The organism is Stenotrophomonas maltophilia (assembly GCF_013464915.1).
GTDB lineage: Bacteria > Pseudomonadota > Gammaproteobacteria > Xanthomonadales > Xanthomonadaceae > Stenotrophomonas > Stenotrophomonas maltophilia_AT.
In genome coordinates, this window is sequence record NZ_RAVT01000029.1 from 1 (window position 1) to 17562 (window position 17562).

The window sequence follows — 17562 nt, forward strand, 5'->3', positions numbered from 1 at the left end:
CSCCCCCMCGCCCCACCCCCCCCCCCCCCCCCCCCCCCCCCCCCCCCCCCCCCCCCCCCCCCCCCCCCCCCCCCCCCGCCCGCCCCCCCCCCCCCCCCCCCCCCCCCCCCCCCCCCCCCCCGGCCCAATCACGCAATCCAGCTTCTGAACCGACACCGCAGAGGGGGCTCAGCCCGGTGGCCGGGAAACCTCAATACCCCGCCGCCTGCCCATCCTTGCGACTCTCCGAAGCACCGTAATAAACCCCGGTCTCAGGATCACGCATGATTGCCTGGTAGCCGCCATACGGGCCGTCGGCAAACACAATGCGATGCCCCTTGCGCATCAGCGCACGCACCGTCTCGTACGGAAAGCCGGTTTCCAGATTCACTTCGCCGCCATCGGTCATCGCCGTCGCCTGCCCGGTCGGCTCGGTGGAACCTTCATGCTGGATGCGCGGCGCATCGCCGGCTTCCTGCAGATTCATGCCGAAGTCCACCAGGTTCATCACGATCTGCGCATGGCCCTGCGGCTGCATCGCGCCGCCCATCACGCCGAAGCTGGCGTAGGGTTTGCCACCCTTGGTGATGAACGCCGGGATGATGGTCTGGAACGGGCGCTTGCCCGGCGCATAGCCATTGGGGTGGTTCTTCTGCAGCACGAACATCTCGCCACGGTCCTGCAGGATGAAGCCCAGCCCCGGCGGCGCCATGCCACTGCCCATGCCACGGTAGTTGGACTGGATCAGCGAGACCATCATGCCGTCGGCGTCGGCCACGGTCATGTAGATCGTGTCGCCCTCCTCCAGCTGCTTCGGCGTGCCCGGCTGCACTTCCTTCAACGCCTTGTCCATCGAGATCAGCGCGCGACGCTGCGCCGCGTACTCCTTGGAGATCAGCTTCTGCACCGGCGCCGGCTGGAACGCCATGTCGGCGTAGAAGCGCGCCCGGTCGGCGAAGGCCAGCTTCTTCGCTTCAACGAACAGATGCAAATGTTCCGGGGAGCCGAACGGGATCTTCGAGAAATCGTAGCCTTCCAGCACGTTGAGGATCTGCAGCGCGGCGATGCCCTGGCTGTTCGGTGGCAGCTCCCAGACGTCGTAGCCACGATAGTTGCTGCTGACCGGCTCGACCCATTCACCGTGGTGGTCGGCCATGTCCTGATAGCTCAGGTAGCCGCCGTTGGCCTTGAAGTAGTCGCCGATGGTGTGAGCGATCTCACCCTTGTAGAAGGCATCACGGCCGCCGTCGGCGATCTTCTGCAGGGTGCTGGCCAGGTTCGGGTTCTTCCACATCTCGCCCTTGCGCGGGGCGTGGCCGTTGATCGTGAACTGTTCCTTGAAGCCCGGGTACTGCGACAGCTTCGGCACCGAGCGGTCCCAGTAGTAGGCGATCACTTCTGCCACCGGGTGGCCTTCGCGGGCGTAACGGATGGCGGGGGCCAGGTTGTCGGCCATCGGCTTGCGGCCAAAGCGGTCGTGCAGGGCGAACCAGCCATCGACCGCGCCGGGTACCGACACCGGCAGCGGTCCGGTGGCCGGGATGTCCTTCAGGCCACGGCGCTGGAACTCGGCCAGGGTCAGCGATTTCGGCGAGCGGCCCGAGCCGTTGTAGCCATGGAGCTTCTGCGTCTTCGGGTCCCAGACGATGGCGAACAGGTCGCCGCCGATGCCGTTGCCGGTCGGTTCCATCAGGCCGAGCGCGGCGTTGGCGGCGATCGCCGCGTCCACTGCCGAACCGCCGCCCTTCATCACGTCCAGCGCGATCTGGGTGGCCAGCGGCTGCGAGGTCGCGGCCATCGCGTGCGGGGCGATCACCTCCGAGCGGGTGGCGAAGGTCTGGCCGGTGATGCGGTCGGCGGCGAAGGACAGTGCAGGCACGGCGGCGAGCACGGCGGCGGCAAGCAGGGAACGGGCAAGGCGTCGGGACACGGTCGGGTTCCGATGGAAGGGTGGTTCCCCGATCTTCGCCGCTGTGGCCTTCACGCGGTATCGGGCAGAGGTCATGGGCGCCTTGAGATCCCGGCGGGAGCGGACACAACAGCCCCTCATTCCCGCGCAAAAAACCCGCCGAAAAGAGTGAATTCGGGTTCACCGAAACACTTTCAGCGGCAACCATCCTTGTGCCGCAAGCGATTGCGCCGGATGCGCCGGAAACCAAAAAAATATCCGCCACCAGGGTTGACACTGCCGAATCACCCATGTTTCTCTCGATCACATGTTGCACCACACCACGCCACCGCGAACCCACATCGAAGCCGCCGACACCGGCGCCGCCTCGCTGCGTTCGATTCTTGTGCTCGTACTTATTACCCAACCAACAGGTGCGGGACGAGCCAGCGTGTAAGCAACAAATACACCGGAACTCATCAAAACCCGCACCCGCCCCGGTGCGGGTTTTTTCATTTCAGGACCTGGTTTCAGACGCAACCACCATGCACACCGCCAACTTCAAAACCCGGACCCACACCACCACGACGTCTCGTGGCGGGTGTTCGCGTGCGATGCATGGCGCCTCCCCCATCGCTTTCCCCTGACCGGCCGGCACGTCACATCGACGACCGGCCGTTCTTTTTTCTTCCCACCGCAAGGAACCTCCCCCATGAGCACCAACGACCTGCCCCAGACCAAGATCGCCGTCATCGGCTACGGCAGCCAGGGCCGCGCCCACGCACTGAACCTGCGCGAATCCGGCTTCGACGTGGTGGTAGGCCTGCGGCCGGGCGGCCCGACCGAGGTCAAGGCGCAGGCCGATGGCTTCACCGTCAAGGCCCCGGCCGATGCAGTGAAGGACGCCGACCTGGTCGCCGTGCTGACCCCGGACATGGTGCAGAAGAAGCTGTACGACGACGTGCTGGCGCCGAACATGAAGCAGGGTGCGGTGCTGTTGTTCGCGCACGGCCTGAACGTGCACTTCGACATGATCAAGCCGCGCGAAGACCTCGACGTGGTGCTGGTCGCACCGAAGGGCCCGGGCGCGCTGGTGCGCCGCGAGTATGAAATCGGCCGCGGCGTGCCATGCATCTGGGCGGTCTACCAGGACAAGAGCGGCAAGGCGGCCGACTACGCCCTGGCCTATGCCGGTGGCCTCGGCGGTGCCCGCGCCAACCTGATCCAGACCACCTTCAAGGAAGAAACCGAGACCGATCTGTTCGGCGAGCAGGCGGTGCTGTGCGGCGGTGCCTCGGCGCTGGTGCAGGCCGGCTTCGAGACCCTGGTCGAAGCCGGCTACCAGCCGGAGATCGCCTACTACGAAGTACTGCACGAACTGAAGCTGATCGTGGACCTGTTCTACGAAGGCGGCATCTCGCGCATGCTGGAATTCATCTCCGAGACCGCGCAGTACGGCGACTACGTCAGCGGACCACGCGTGATCGATGCCGGCACCAAGGCGCGCATGAAGGAAGTGCTGAAGGACATCCAGGACGGCACTTTCACCAAAAACTGGGTGGCCGAGTACGAAGCAGGCCTGCCGAACTACAACAGGTTCAAGCAGGCCGACCTGGAACACCCGATCGAGAAGGTAGGCAAGGAACTGCGCGCCAAGATGGTCTGGTTGCAAGGTCAAGCCGCGTAACAACGCGGCACCCCCACCCGCTCTGCAAGGTTCCCCCATGAACTCTCCCACACACCGCAGCACGCCGCCCAACGGTGCGCGCTGGCTGACCCAGGCGCTGGAGGCCGAGGGTGTCCGCACGCTGTTCGGCTATCCCGGCGGCACCATCATGCCGTTCTACGACGCGCTGGTGGATTCGTCGCTGAAGCACATCCTGGTACGCCATGAGCAGGGTGCAGCGCTGGCGGCCAATGGCTTCGCCCGCGCCAGCGGCCAGGTCGGCGTCTGCGTGGCCACCTCCGGCCCGGGCGCGTCGAACCTCGTCACCGGCATCGCCGACGCGATGCTGGATTCGGTGCCGATGGTCTGCATCACCGGCCAGGTCGGCACGCCGCTGCTGGGCACCGATGCCTTCCAGGAGCTGGATGTGTTCGGCCTGACGATGCCGATCGTCAAGCACAGCTGGCTGGTGCGCAGCGTCGATGACCTGCCACGCGTGGTGGCCGATGCGTTCCGGATCGCCCGCGAGGGCCGCCCAGGCCCGGTGCTGATCGACCTGCCCAAGGACGTGCAGCTGGCCGATGCCAGCCATCTGCCGGTGCATGTGCCGAGCAGCATCGAACCGCCGCCGGCGCCGGCCGACGCGGCCATCGCCGAGGCCATTGCCGCGCTGGCGGCAGCCGAGAAGCCGGTGGTCTACGCGGGTGGCGGCATCGCGCTGGGTGACGCCGTGCAGGACCTGCGCGACTTCGTCGAAGCCAGCGCCATCCCCACCGTGATGACCCTGCGTGGACTGGGTGCACTGCCGGCCAACCACCCACAGTCGCTGGGCATGCTGGGCATGCATGGCACCCGCGCGGCCAACATGGCGGTGCAGGAAAGTGACCTGCTGCTGGTGCTGGGTGCGCGTTTCGATGACCGTGCCACCGGCAAGCTGGCCGAGTTCGCACCGTTCGCCCGCGTCGTCCACATCGATGCGGACGCGTACGAGATCTCCAAGCTGCGCAGTGCCGATGTCGCCGTGCCCGGCAATGTCGGTCACGCCATCCGCGCCCTGCGTGCGGCCTTCCCCTCCCCCAAGGCCCACCAGGACGCATGGCGCAAGCGCTGTGCGCAGCACCGCGATCGCTTCGCCGCCCGCTACGACGCACCAGGCCAGCACATCTACGCACCGGCGCTGCTGAAGCGCCTGAGCGAGCTGGCCCCGGCCGATGCGGTGATCGCCTGCGATGTCGGCCAGCACCAGATGTGGGTGGCCCAGCACTGCCGCTTCAACCACCCGCGCAACCACCTGACCAGTGGCGCGCTGGGCACCATGGGCTTCGGCCTGCCGGCGGCGATGGGCGCGCAGTTCGCCTGCCCCGACCGCACCGTGGTGCTGGTGTCCGGCGACGGCAGCTTCATGATGAACGTGCAGGAGCTGGCCACCATCGCGCGCTGCCGCCTGCCGGTGAAGATCGTGCTGCTGGACAACAGTTCGCTGGGCATGGTGCGGCAATGGCAGGAGCTGTTCTTCGCCGAGCGTTACAGCGAGATCGACCTGTCCGACAACCCGGACTTCGTGGCATTGGCGCAGGTGTTCGGCATCGCCGCCACCCGCATCGACGCGCGCGACGACGTGGAGGGCGGCCTGGCCGCGCTGCTGGCCGAGCCGGGCCCGGCGCTGCTGCACGTGGCCATCGACGCACGCGCCAACGTGTGGCCGCTGGTGCCGCCGAACACCGCCAACAGCACGATGCTGGAAAGCAACCCCGCCCATGCCCGCCAGGAGACCCCCAATGCACTACCGGCTTGACCTGGTGCTGCACCCGGCCGAAGGCGCGCTGCTGCGCGTGATCGGCATGGCCGAACGCCGTGGCTTCGCGCCGCGCGCGATCAGCGGTGCGCCGGTGGCCGCCGACGACGGCCGCTGGCACCTGCAGCTGGTCGTCGATGGCCAGCGCCCGGCGGAAACGCTGTGCCGGCAGATCGAGAAAATCTACGACTGCGTGTCCGTGCAGGTCACCGCCGTGGAAGGAGTATCGCCATGAACACCCGTACCGTAGCGACCACGGTGCCGGTACGGAGGCGTCTTCTTCGTCGCCCGTGCCCGCATGCGGCGGTCGACCGCAGCCCGCTGGTGGCCCATGCCGGCCGCTGATGCCAGCCAGGAAAGCGATGTCGGCGACGTAAGCGTCGCCGACGTGCTGGCCGCGCAGGCCCGCCTGCGCCGCTTCCTGCCGCCCACCCCGCTGCACCATGCCGAGCGCTTCGGCACCTGGCTGAAGCTGGAGAACCTGCAGCGCACCGGTTCCTACAAGGTGCGCGGCGCACTGAATGCACTGCTGGCCGGCCGCGAACGCGGCGACACCCGGCCGGTGATCTGCGCCTCGGCCGGCAACCACGCCCAGGGCGTGGCCTGGGCCGCCTACCGTCTGGACGTACCGGCCATCACGGTGATGCCGCATGGCGCGCCCGCCACCAAGATCGCCGGCGTCGCCCATTGGGGCGCGACCGTGCGCCAGCACGGCAACAGCTACGACGAGGCCTACGCCTTCGCGGTCGAACTGGCGCAGCGCCACGGCTACCGCTTCCTGTCCGCGTTCGATGATGCCGACGTGATCGCCGGCCAGGGCACGGTCGGCATCGAGCTGGCCGCACACGCACCGGACGTGGTGATCGTGCCGATCGGTGGTGGTGGACTGGCCTCTGGCGTTGCCCTGGCTCTGAAGTCGCAGGGCGTGCGCGTGGTTGGTGCCCAGGTGGAAGGCGTTGACTCGATGGCGCGCGCGATCCGCGGTGATGTCCGCGAGATCGCACCTGTCGCCTCGCTGGCCGATGGCGTGCGGGTGAAGATCCCCGGCTTCCTGACCCGCCGCCTGTGCACGTCGCTGCTGGACGATGTGGTGATCGTGCGCGAAGCCGAACTGCGCGAAACCCTGGTCCGGCTGGCACTGGAAGAACACATCATCGCCGAGGGCGCCGGCGCGCTGGCGCTGGCCGCCGGCCGCCGCGTCGCGGGCCGCCGCAAGTGCGCGGTGGTCTCCGGCGGAAACATCGATGCCGGCGTGCTGGCCGGCCTGCTGACCGACATCCGACCGCGCCCGCCGCGCAAGCCACGGCGAAGGCGCAGCGAAACACCCCGCTCGCCCGCCAAGGCCAGCGCGCCGCCCTCCCCCACCTCTTCCCCTTCCCACCTGCAAGCCGCAACGCCCGCTGTCGAGGAGATTTCCCTGTGACCACCATCGAACGAATTACCACCCCGCGCATCCGCATCTTCGACACCACCCTGCGTGACGGCGAGCAGTCCCCCGGCTGCAGCATGAGCCCGCCGCAGAAACTGGTGATGGCGCGTGCGCTGGACGAACTGGGCGTGGACATCATCGAGACCGGCTTCCCGGCCAGCTCGCAGTCCGATCGCGAGGCGATGGCACTGATCGGCCGCGAACTGCGCCGCCCGAGCCTGAGCCTGGCGGTGCTGTCACGCTGCCTGCAGGCCGACATCGAAACTTCCGCACGGGCCCTGGAAGCAGCTGCCAATCCGCGCCTGCACGTGTTCCTGTCGACCAGCCCGCTGCACCGTGAGCACAAGCTGCGCATGACCCGCGAGCAGGTACTGGAGTCGGTACGCAAGCACGTAGCGCTGGCGCGTTCCTACATCGACGATGTCGAATTCTCGGCCGAGGATGCCACCCGTACCGAGCTGGATTACCTGATCGAGGTCGCGCGCGTGGCGATCGCCGCCGGTGCCACCACCATCAACCTGCCCGACACCGTCGGCTTCACCACGCCGGAAGAAATCCGCGCGATGTTCCAGCAGGTCATCGCCGGCGTCGCCGACGTGCCCAATGCCGCCAACGTGATCTTCAGCGCGCACTGCCACAACGACCTGGGCCTGGCCGTGGCCAACTCGCTGGCCGCCATCGAAGGTGGCGCGCGCCAGGTCGAGTGCACCATCAACGGCATCGGTGAGCGCGCCGGCAACTGCTCGCTGGAAGAAATCGCGATGGTGCTGAAGGTGCGCCAGGCCTTCTACGAGCAGGACACCGCGATCAACACTCCTCGCATCGTCGGCACCTCTCAGCTGCTGCAGCGCCTGGTCGGCATGCCGGTACAGCGCAACAAGGCGATCGTCGGCGCCAATGCCTTCGCCCATGAATCGGGCATCCACCAGCACGGCATGCTGCGCCATCGCGGCACCTACGAAATCATGCGTCCGGAAGACGTGGGCTGGGAAGACTCGCAGATGGTGCTGGGCCGCCACAGTGGCCGCGCCGCTGTTGAAGCGCGCCTGCGTGCGCTGGGCTTCTGGCTGGACGAAGACGAACTGAAGCTGGTGTTCGAGCAGTTCAAGGGCCTGTGCGAACAGCAGCGCGTGGTCACCGACGCCGACCTGCAGACGCTGATGCAGGGCGGTTCCAACGCACAGGGCTACCGCCTGGCCTCGATGACCATCAGCGATGTCGGCAGCCGTGCCAACGCGCTGGTCGAACTGTCCGACCCGGATGGCAACCGCGTGGCCGAAACCGCACAGGGTGACGGCCCGGTCGATGCCCTGTTCGGCGCGCTGTCGGCCGCCACCGGCGTGCAGCTGATGCTGGACAGCTACCACGTGCACAGCGTCGGCATCGGCGCCGATGCGCGCGGCGAAGCCAACCTGAGCGTGCGCCACGAGGGCGTGGAGTACGACGGCACCGGTACCAGCAAGGACATCATCGAAGCGTCCGCGCTGGCCTGGCTGGATGTCGCCAACCGCCTGCTGCGCCAGCGCCAGGCCGCCGCCCACAGCAGCACCGACGTTCCCACCCCCGCCACCGCCWGAGGAACCCGAGATGAGCGCCWTCGACACCCCCACCCCGACCAGCGCCGCTGGCCAGCAGTGGAACGCCCAGGACTATGCGATCGACGCCGGCTTCGTGCCGCTGCTCGGCGGCGCGGTAGCGCGCCTGCTCGACCCGCGCGCCGGTGAACGCATCCTCGACCTGGGGTGTGGCGATGGCGTACTCAGCACCGAGCTGGCGCTGAGCGGCGCACGCATCCACGGCGTGGATGCGTCGCCGGAACTGGTGATCGCCGCCCGCGCGCGCGGTGTCGACGCGCAGGTGATGGACGGCCACGCGCTGTCGTTCGACAGCGAATTCGATGCGGTATTCAGCAATGCCGCACTGCATTGGATGGGCAACCCCGACCAGGTGCTGGAAGGCGTGCGCCGCGCCCTGCGCCCCGGTGGCCGTTTCGTCGCCGAGTTCGGCGGCCATGGCAACGTGGCCACGATCATCGCTGCGGTGCAGGCCACACGCGCGGCCCATGGCCACGGCGCCAGCACGTTCCAGTGGTACTTCCCGACCGCGGATGCCTACGCCGACCGCCTGCGCCAGCATGGTTTCCAGGTGCAGCTGATCGAATGCACGCCGCGCCCGACCGCGCTGCCGACCGGCGTGGCCGGCTGGCTGCGTGTATTCGCTGCGCCGCTGCTGGATGACCTGCCCAGCGAGGCCCGCGCCACCGTGCGCGATGCCGCCGCTGCACTGCTGGACGATCTGCCGCGCAACGCCGCCGGCCAGCCGCTGGCCGACTACGTGCGGCTGCGGGTACTTGCCCGTCGCCGCTGACTTGACCGTTCCGTTTTCTTTACTGATGTTCGCTATTTCGTACTTCTGCCAGGCATACGCATGACTTCCGCACCCCGCACCCTGTACGACAAACTGTGGGACGCCCACGTGGTGGTTCCCGAATCCGACAGCGCGCCCGCCGTGCTGTACATCGACCTGCACCTGATCCACGAGGTCACCTCGCCGCAGGCGTTCACCGAGCTGCGCGAACGCGGCCTGTCGCCACGTCGCCCGGACCGCACCAAGGCGACGATGGACCACTCCACGCCGACCCTGCCGGCCGCAGCCGATGGCACGCTGCCCTACGCCAGTGCCGCCTCCGAGGCACAGGTCGCCACGCTGGCACGCAACTGCGCCGAGCACGGCATCGAGCTGTTCGACATGGCTTCGGACAACCGCGGCATCGTCCACGTGATCGCGCCGGAACAGGGCTTCACCCAGCCGGGCATGACCATCGTCTGCGGCGACAGCCATACCTCCACCCACGGTGCCTTCGGTTCGCTGGCGTTCGGCATCGGCACCAGCGAAGTCGGCCACGTGCTGGCCACGCAGTGCCTGCTGCAGCGCAAGGCGAAGACCTTTGCGATCACCGTCGAAGGCCCGCTGGCGCCGGGCGTCGGCGCCAAGGACGTGGTCCTGCACATCATCGGCGTGATCGGCGTCAACGGTGGCACCGGCCACGTCATCGAGTTCCGTGGCAGCACCATCGAAGCGATGGACATGGAACAGCGCATGACCCTGTGCAACATGTCGATCGAGGCCGGCGCACGCGCTGGCATGGTGGCGCCGGACCAGGTCACCTTCGACTTCGTGGCCAGCACCCCGCGTGGCCCCAAGGGCGCCGACTTCGATGCCGCCGTCGCACGTTGGCAGCAGCTGCGCAGCGATGAAGGCGCGCGCTTCGACAGCGAAGTGCGCATCGACGCCGCCGACATCCGCCCGACCCTGACCTGGGGCACGCATCCGGGTACCGCCATCGCGGTGGATGCGCCGATTCCCGCAGCCAACGATGCGGCCGCACAGAAGGGCCTGGACTACATGCATTTCCAGGCCGGCAAGGCGCTGGCCGGCACCCCGGTGGACGTGGTGTTCGTCGGTTCGTGCACCAACGGTCGCCTGAGCGACATGCGCGAAGTGGCGCAGGTGCTGCGTGGCCGTCGCGTCGCCGAACGGGTACGCATGCTGGTGGTGCCGGGCTCGGAGATCGTCAAGCGCGAGGCCGAAGCCGAGGGCATCCACGAGATCGTGCGCGCGGCCGGAGCGGAGTGGCGCGAGCCGGGCTGCTCGATGTGCATCGCCATGAACGGCGATCTGGTCGCGCCCGGCCAGCTGGCCGTGAGCACCAGCAACCGCAACTTCGAAGGCCGCCAGGGCCCCGGTTCGCGCACGCTGCTGGCCTCGCCGATGAGCGCGGCCTGGGCTGCCGTAAACGGGCACGTTGCCGATACCCGCGAACTGTTCGCACAGGAGGTGGCGTGATGGCCGGTTTCCGTACCCTGACCTCGTCCAGCGTGGTACTGGCGCAGACCAACATCGACACCGACCAGATCATCCCGGCGCGGTTCCTGTCCACCACCGAGCGCGCCGGCCTGGGCCGCAACGCGTTCAATGACTGGCGCTGGCAGGCCGATGGTTCGCCGGTGGCGGACTTTGCCTTCAACCAACCGCACAACGCCGGCCGCAGCATCCTGCTGGCCGGCCGCAACTTCGGCTGCGGCTCCTCGCGGGAACATGCGCCGTGGGCGCTGACCGACCTCGGCCTGCGCGCCATCGTCAGCAGCGAGATCGCCGACATCTTCCGCGGCAACTCGTTGAAGAACGGCTTGTTGCCGATCGTGCTGGACGAGGCCGACGTACAGGCGCTGATGCAGCGCCCGGACGATGAACTGACCATCGACGTGGCCAGCCGCGAACTGCGCACGCCGGACGGTCGCGTCTATTCCTTCCCGCTGGATGGCTTCTCGCAGACCTGCCTGCTGGAAGGCGTCGACCAGCTGGGGTATCTGTTGGGCCGTGTCCCTGAAATCGAACGTTACGAGAGTGAGCATGCACGCTGAGATCGTTGTACTCCCCGGTGATGGCATCGGCCCGGAAGTGGCCGCCGCGGCAGTGGCCGTCCTGAAGTCCGTCGCCGAACGCTTCAACCACACCTTCACTTTCAGCGAGCACGACATCGGTGGCGTCGCCATCGACCGTCACGGCGAGCCACTGCCGGCGTCGACGTTGGCGGCCDGCCMGGCCGCCAACGCGGTGCTGCTGGGCGCGGTCGGTGGCCCCAAGTGGTCCGACCCGAACGCCAAGGTGCGTCCGGAACAGGGCCTGCTGGCGATCCGCAAGGCGCTGGGCCTGTACGCCAACCTGCGCCCGGTGCGTACCCATGAAGCCGCCCTGCACGCCTCGCCGATCAAGGCCGAGCTGCTGCAGGGCGTGGACTTCGTGGTGGTGCGCGAGCTGACCGGCGGCATTTACTTCGGCGACAAGACCCGCGACGCCGACAGTGCCAGCGACCTGTGCCGCTACACCGTAGCCGAGATCGAGCGCGTGCTGCGCAGTGCTTTCCGCCTGGCCCGGCAGCGCCGCGGCAAGGTCACCTCGGTGGACAAGGCCAACGTGCTGGAAACCTCGCGCCTGTGGCGTGACGTGGCCGCGCGCATCGGCCGCGAAGAGTTCCCGGATGTGGCGCTGGAGCACCAGCTGGTTGATTCGATGGCGATGCACCTGTTGGCCAAGCCGCGCGAATACGATGTGATCGTGACCGAGAACATGTTCGGCGACATCCTCACCGACGAGGCCTCGATGCTGGCCGGTTCGCTGGGCCTGCTGCCGTCGGCGTCGCTGGGGGAGCCCGGCGCGGTGGGCATCTACGAACCCATCCATGGTTCGGCCCCGGACATCGCCGGCAAGGGCATCGCCAACCCGTACGCGACGATCTTCAGCGCCGCGATGCTGCTGCGCCATTCGCTGGGGTTGGAAGCCGAAGCAGCCGCGGTGGAAGCCGCCGTGCATGCGGTGCTGGATGACGGGGTGTTCACCGCCGACCTGGCGGCCAAGGGCCAGGCCGTCAGCACCGCTGCCGCCACCGACGCGGTGCTGGCCAGACTCAACTGATCCGATAGCGCCATGCCATGCGTGGCGTCTCTCCCTTTGGACATTGTGCGCAGCCACCCATGGGGTGGCTCTACTGTAGATCCACGCCATGCGTGGATGGTTCGAACCCCGTGCAGTAGATCCACGCCATGCGTGGATGCAGCCATCCGTACCAGCCAAGGTCGGCACCCACCACCGCAGTAAGGCCACGCCATGCGTGGCGGCTTTACTTGGTGGTGTACCCACCATTGACCAGGATCGTCTGCCCGGTCATCCACCAGCCATCGGTCACCAGGAAGCGGATCCACGGCACGATGTCGGCGATGTCGGTCAGGCCAGTGCGGGTGAACGCCGACAGCGCCGCGGCGGTCTTGTGGTACGCCTGCGCATCGGCGCTCTCGGCCGGGTAGAAGAACGGCGTGTCCATCGGACCCGGCCCGATCGCGGTCACCGAGATGCCACGCTCACCGAACTCCTTCGACGCCGCACGGGTGAAGTGCTCGACCGGCGCCTTGGTGCCGGCGTAGCTGGAATAGAACGGCGTGTAGGCACCCAGCAGCGAGGTCACCAAGGTGCAGATGCGACCACCGTCGTTGACGTGACGTCCAGCCTCCTTGAGAAAGAAGAACGCGGCCTTGGCGTTGACCGCGCTCATCTCGTCGTACTCTGCTTCGCTGATGTCCAGCAGCGGCTTCTTCAACACCTTGCCGACCGTGTTGATGGCGATGTCGGGACGACCAACTGCGGCCACGGCGTCTGCGAACAAGCGCTCCATCGCTGCGGCCGACGTCAGGTCACCCTGCAGGGCCACCGCCTTGCTGCCGGCGGCCTGCACCGCGGCGACGGTCGCCTCTGCGTCGGCCTGGGTGGCGGCGCTGTTGTAGTGGATGACGATGGCTTTGGCGCCCTGGCCGGCGAAGTCGCGGGCGATCAGACCGCCCAGGTTCTTGGCGCCACCGGCGATCAGCACGGTCTTGCTCTTGAGGGAATGGTCGGTCATGGCTTCGGTCTCGGAAGGGGGCTGCCCGGGGTGGCAACCCTGCCCTGACGACGATATCGTGCAGGAAATGCGGATAAAGCCCGCCACATTGACTTAACTTTCCAGAGCCAGCGAACAATGGACCGGATCGATCGCTTCCGCATCTTCACCCGGGTGGTGGAGTGCGCCAGCTTCACCCGCGCCGCCGACCAGCTCGGCCTGCCCCGCTCCACCGTCTCGGCGGCCATTGCGGAGCTGGAGCAGCGGCTCGGCACCCGCCTGCTTCAGCGCTCCACCCGTCGCGTTTCCACCACCCACGATGGCGACGTGTTCCATGCGCGCTGCCTGCGCCTGATCGCCGAAGTCGAAGACGCCGAAAGTCTGTTCCGCCAGGACGACGCGCAGCCGATGGGCCTGCTGAAGATCGATGTGCCCAGCCGCATCGGCCGCCGCATCATCGCCCCTGCTCTTCCGGATTTCTTCGCGCGCCATCCGCAGGTGGAAGTGGACCTGGGCATGACCGACCGCGCGGTGAACCTGATCGAGGACGGTTGCGATGCCGTGCTGCGGGTCGGCCAGCTGGGCGATTCCAGCCTCGTGGCGCGCACGCTGGGCCAGCTCGACTTCGTCAACGTCGCCGCGCCGGCGTACCTGCGTGAACACGGCATTCCGCAGCAGCCTGCCGACCTGCAGCAGCACCGCGCAGTGAACTACGCGTCGCCGACCACGGCGCGGGTGGAACCGTGGGAGTGGCGGGAGGGCGCGCAGCTGCGCACGCTGCCGATGTCCGGCTGGGTGCGGGTGAACAGTGCCGAGGCCTCGATCGCGTGCTGCGTGGCCGGGCTGGGGTTGCTGCAGATTCCGCGTTACGACGTGCAGGCGGAACTGCACTCCGGCGAACTGGTGGAAGTGATGCCGCAGTACGTGGCGCAGCCGTTGCCGGTGACCCTGTTGCAGCCGCATCGGCAACATCGCGCGCAGCGTGTGCAGGTATTTCTGGAGTGGCTGCTGCCAGTGCTGCGAACCGGCCTGCAGCTGCAGTAGATCCACGCCATGCGTGGATGCATGCATCAGTGCCAACCAAGGTTGGCACCCACCAGGCCCACCGCGGTAGATCCACGCCATGCGTGGATGTGCACAACCTGGGTGGGGTCAGAGCCCTTTCCCGGAGGGAAAGGGATCCGACCCCGGCCGTAGAACCCGGGGCGCTACGCCCCGGATTCGTCCGGCTTGACCCGGAACCACGCCGCGTACAGCGCCGGCAGGAACACCAGGGTCAGCACCGTGCCGACGATCAGCCCACCCATGATCGAGATCGCCATCGAGCCATAGAACGCACTGCGCGACAGCGGAATCATCGCCAGCACGGCCGCCAGCGCGGTCAGCACGATCGGGCGGAAACGGCGCACCGTCGCGTCGATGATCGAATGCCAGCGGTCATGCCCGGCATCGATATCCTGCTGGATCTGGTCGATCAGGATCACCGAGTTGCGCATGATCATGCCGGCCAGTGCGATCGTGCCCAGCAGCGCAACGAATCCGAACGGGGCGCGGAACAGCAGCAGGAACAACGTGGCGCCAATGATGCCCAGCGGTGCGGTCACCAGCACCATCGCCGCGCGCGAGAAACTGCGCAGCTGCAGCATCAGCAGCGTGGCCACCACGATCAGGAACAACGGCATGCCCGCCTTGATCGAGTTCTGCCCACGTGCCGAATCCTCCACCGAGCCACCGGTTTCCAGCAGGTAGCCACTGGGTAGTCCGGCACGGATGCCGTCCAGCGTCGGCACGATCTGCTGCACCACGTCCAGCGCCTGCATACCGTCGCTGATGTCGGCACGCACGGTCACCGTCGGCAGGCGGTTGCGGTGCCAGATGATGCCGTCCTCGAACGCGTATTCCAGCCGCGCGACCTGCGACAGCGTCACCGCCGTGCCACTGCTGGTGGGCATTGCCAGGCTGCCGATCAGGTCCAGCTGCGCGCGCTCGTTGTCCGGCCCACGCAGCAGCATCTCGATCTGGCGGTTGCCTTCGCGGTAGGTGCTGACGCTCATGCCCGACAGCGAACTGCTGAGGAACTGGCTGACCTGCGCGCTGCTGACGCCCAGCGCGCGCGCACGGTCCTGGTCGATCACCAGCCGCACCACTTTGCTCGGCTCGCTCCAGTCCAGATTGACGTTCATCACGTGCGGGTTCTCCCGCACCTTGGCCTCGACCTGGCGCGCGATCGCCTGCACCTGCGCGATGTGCTCGCCGGAGACGCGCATCTGCACCGGATAGCCGACCGGCGGGCCATTCTCAAGCCGGGTCACGCGCATCTGTACGTCCGGGAACTGCTTGATCACGTCCTTCAGCATCCAGTCGCGGGTCGCTTCGCGGGCCTTGGCGTCTTCGGTGAGCACCACGAACTGGGCGAAGTTGGTCGCCGGCAGCTGCTGGTCCAGCGGCAGGTAGAAGCGCGGCGAACCGGTGCCGACGTAGGCCACGTAGTTGCTGATGCCCTCGCGCTGCTTCAGCAGCTTTTCCAGCTTGCTGGCCTGCGCCTGGGTTGCGGCCAGCGATGCGCCTTCGGCCAGTTCGATGTCCACCATCAGCTCGGGCCGGGTGGAATCGGGGAAGAACTGCTGCGGCACGAAGCGGAACAGCATCAGCGAGCCGATGAACAGCGCGATGGTCGCACCGATCACCCACCAGCGATGGCGGAGGCAGGTATCCAGGAAGCCCCTGAAACGGGTGTAGAACGGCCGCTGGTACGGATCATGGTCGTGCGCATGTTCCTTCGGCGCGATCCAGCGCGCGAGCGCCGGATGGCGGTCGGCCCACTGCAGGCGCCTGGCGCGCCAGCGACCGGCCAGGCTGTCCGGCTTGGGCAGCTGCGGATTGAACAGGTCCGGCAGCATCTTGTCGCCCAGGTACGGGATGAACAGCACCGCGGCGATCCAGGACACCACCAGTGCGATGGTCACCACCTGGAACAGCGAACGGGTGTACTCGCCGGTGCTCGAGGCCGCCGTTGCAATGGGCAGGAAGCCGGCCGCGGTGATCAGCGTACCGGTCAGCATCGGGAACGCGGTCGATTCCCAGGCGAAGCTGGCCGCACGCAGGCGGTCGTAGCCCTGCTCCATCTTGGTGGCCATCATTTCCACCGCGATGATCGCATCGTCCACCAGCAGGCCCAGCGCCAGCACCAGCGCGCCCAGCGAAATCTTGTGCAGGCCGATGTCGAAGTAGTGCATGACGAAGAAGGTCATCGCCAGCACCAGCGGAATGGTCACGCCCACCACCAGGCCGGTGCGCAGGCCCAATGAGAAGAAGCTGACCAGCAGCACGATCACCACCGCTTCGGTCAGCACCTGCACGAACTCGCCCACCGACTCTTCCACCGCATGCGGCTGGTCGGACACCTTGCGCAGCTGCATGCCGGCCGGCAGGGTCTTCTGCAGGCGCTCGAACTCGGCATCCAGGGTGGCACCCAGTTTCAGGATGTCGCCGCCATCTTTCATCGCTACCGCCAGGCCGATCGCATCCTGGCCCATGAAGCGCATCTTCGGCGACGCCGGATCGGCAAAGCCACGCTTCACCTCGGCGATGTCACCCAGGTGCAGGGTCCGCTCGCCGGCCTGGATCGGGAATTTGCGGATGTCCTCGATCGAATCGAACTGGCCGGTCACGCGCAGCTGCACGCGGTCGGTCGGGGTTTCGAAGAAGCTCGTGGCAGTCACCGCGTTCTGGTCGGCCAACGCCTGCTGCACCTGCTGCAGCGACACGCCCAGCGTGGCCAGCTTGGTGTTGGACAGTTCGATCCAGACCTTCTCATCCTGCAGGCCGACCAGGTCGATCTTGCCGACGTCGGGCACGCGCTGCAGTTCCAGCTGGATGCGGTCGGCGTAATCGCGCATCACCGCGTAGTCGAAGCCTTCGCCGGTCAGCGCATAGATGTTGCCGAAGGTATCGCCGAACTCATCGTTGTAGAACGGCCCGACGATCTCGCGCGGCAGCGTCGCCTTGATGTCACCCACGCGCTTTCGCACCTGGTACCAGAGGTCGGGAATCTGCTTGGAACGCAGGCTGTCGCGGGCCATGAAGATCACCTGCGATTCGCCCGGGCGGGAGTACGAGCGGATGAACTCGTACTCGCCGGTGTTCATCAGCGCCTTCTCGATCGGCTCGGTCACCTGCCGCGAGACCTGCTCGGCGGTGGCGCCAGGCCACATCGTGCGCACCACCATTGCCTTGAAGGTGAACGGCGGATCTTCGGACTGGCCCAGGTGCTTGTAGGACCAGGCGCCGATGACGGCGAAGGCCAGCATCGCAAACAGCACCAGCGGGCGATTGCCCAGCGCCCATTCGGAGAGATTGAAGCGGCGCACGG

The 17562-nt window shown here is 67.4% G+C and carries 12 protein-coding genes and 1 pseudogene; 10 read left to right on the forward strand and 3 right to left on the reverse strand.

Features of this window, described 5'->3' with window-relative positions; genetic code table 11:
• Positions 1-190: 190 nt before the first annotated feature.
• Complete coding sequence (ggt, locus tag D7T59_RS10815; protein WP_180852361.1) at positions 191-1909, reverse strand: gamma-glutamyltransferase; 1719 nt, start codon at positions 1907-1909, stop codon at positions 191-193.
• A gap of 670 nt (positions 1910-2579) precedes the next feature.
• Here ggt and ilvC point away from each other — a divergent pair.
• The 9 genes and pseudogenes from ilvC to leuB all read left to right on the forward strand — a co-directional run bounded on the left by ilvC (position 2580) and on the right by leuB (position 12232).
• Positions 2580-3554 carry a ketol-acid reductoisomerase gene (gene ilvC / locus D7T59_RS10820; protein ID WP_164137859.1) on the forward strand — a complete coding sequence of 325 codons (975 nt, stop codon included), beginning with the start codon at positions 2580-2582 and terminating at the stop codon, positions 3552-3554.
• 37 nt (positions 3555-3591) lie between these two features.
• Positions 3592-5328: an acetolactate synthase 2 catalytic subunit gene (gene ilvG, locus D7T59_RS10825; protein ID WP_180852362.1), complete on the forward strand. Its 1737-nt coding sequence runs from the start codon at positions 3592-3594 to the stop codon at positions 5326-5328.
• Positions 5312-5563, forward strand: a complete 252-nt coding sequence (locus D7T59_RS10830) for an ACT domain-containing protein (protein WP_049428486.1) — start codon at positions 5312-5314, stop codon at positions 5561-5563. The genes ilvG and D7T59_RS10830 overlap by 17 nt, the downstream gene beginning before the upstream one ends.
• Positions 5564-5659: 96 nt before the next feature.
• Positions 5660-6751, forward strand: coding sequence for a threonine dehydratase (locus D7T59_RS10835; RefSeq protein WP_164137857.1), 1092 nt, complete (start codon positions 5660-5662; stop codon positions 6749-6751).
• Positions 6748-8292: pseudogene (locus D7T59_RS10840) on the forward strand (2-isopropylmalate synthase); the annotation flags it as partial. The gene D7T59_RS10835 and the pseudogene D7T59_RS10840, both read left to right, overlap by 4 nt.
• Before the next feature lie 52 nt (positions 8293-8344).
• Positions 8345-9124: a class I SAM-dependent methyltransferase gene (locus D7T59_RS10845; protein ID WP_180882684.1), complete on the forward strand. Its 780-nt coding sequence runs from the start codon at positions 8345-8347 to the stop codon at positions 9122-9124.
• Between the two features lie 60 nt (positions 9125-9184).
• Positions 9185-10603, forward strand: a complete 1419-nt coding sequence (gene leuC / locus D7T59_RS10850) for a 3-isopropylmalate dehydratase large subunit (RefSeq protein WP_180852365.1) — start codon at positions 9185-9187, stop codon at positions 10601-10603.
• Positions 10603-11181 (forward strand): 3-isopropylmalate dehydratase small subunit, encoded by a 579-nt coding sequence (gene leuD, locus D7T59_RS10855; RefSeq protein ID WP_046985269.1) that lies wholly within the window; start codon positions 10603-10605, stop codon positions 11179-11181. Before leuC ends, leuD begins: the two co-directional genes overlap by 1 nt.
• Positions 11171-12232 carry a 3-isopropylmalate dehydrogenase gene (gene leuB / locus D7T59_RS10860; protein WP_180852366.1) on the forward strand — a complete coding sequence of 354 codons (1062 nt, stop codon included), beginning with the start codon at positions 11171-11173 and terminating at the stop codon, positions 12230-12232. Before leuD ends, leuB begins: the two co-directional genes overlap by 11 nt.
• 205 nt (positions 12233-12437) lie before the next feature.
• Here leuB and D7T59_RS10865 read toward each other — a convergent pair whose 3' ends face one another.
• The gene (locus D7T59_RS10865) at positions 12438-13211 is read right to left on the reverse strand and encodes an SDR family oxidoreductase (protein ID WP_180852367.1); all 774 of its coding nucleotides are present in this window, start codon (positions 13209-13211) and stop codon (positions 12438-12440) included.
• A gap of 117 nt (positions 13212-13328) precedes the next feature.
• On the opposite strand from D7T59_RS10865, the gene D7T59_RS10870 reads away from it, so the two are divergent.
• Positions 13329-14234, forward strand: coding sequence for a LysR family transcriptional regulator (locus tag D7T59_RS10870; protein WP_164137851.1), 906 nt, complete (start codon positions 13329-13331; stop codon positions 14232-14234).
• A 164-nt stretch (positions 14235-14398) separates the two neighbouring features.
• Here the strand turns inward: D7T59_RS10870 and D7T59_RS10875 are convergent, their stop codons facing one another.
• Entirely contained in the window at positions 14399-17560 is a 3162-nt protein-coding gene (locus tag D7T59_RS10875; protein WP_180852368.1) for an efflux RND transporter permease subunit, read from the reverse strand.
• Positions 17561-17562: the final 2 nt, after the last annotated feature.

What these genes read in the sequence shown, in the direction of transcription:
- D7T59_RS10830 (WP_049428486.1), top strand. Translation starts at nt 5,312, where the DNA reads ATGCACTACCGGCTTGACCTGGTGCTGCACCCGGCCGAAGGCGCGCTG.
- D7T59_RS10835 (WP_164137857.1), top strand. Translation starts at nt 5,660, where the DNA reads ATGCCGGCCGCTGATGCCAGCCAGGAAAGCGATGTCGGCGACGTAAGC.
- ilvG (WP_180852362.1), top strand. Translation starts at nt 3,592, where the DNA reads ATGAACTCTCCCACACACCGCAGCACGCCGCCCAACGGTGCGCGCTGG.
- ilvC (WP_164137859.1), top strand. Translation starts at nt 2,580, where the DNA reads ATGAGCACCAACGACCTGCCCCAGACCAAGATCGCCGTCATCGGCTAC.
- D7T59_RS10865 (WP_180852367.1), bottom strand. Translation starts at nt 13,211, where the DNA reads ATGACCGACCATTCCCTCAAGAGCAAGACCGTGCTGATCGCCGGTGGC.
- leuD (WP_046985269.1), top strand. Translation starts at nt 10,603, where the DNA reads ATGGCCGGTTTCCGTACCCTGACCTCGTCCAGCGTGGTACTGGCGCAG.
- leuC (WP_180852365.1), top strand. Translation starts at nt 9,185, where the DNA reads ATGACTTCCGCACCCCGCACCCTGTACGACAAACTGTGGGACGCCCAC.
- D7T59_RS10870 (WP_164137851.1), top strand. Translation starts at nt 13,329, where the DNA reads ATGGACCGGATCGATCGCTTCCGCATCTTCACCCGGGTGGTGGAGTGC.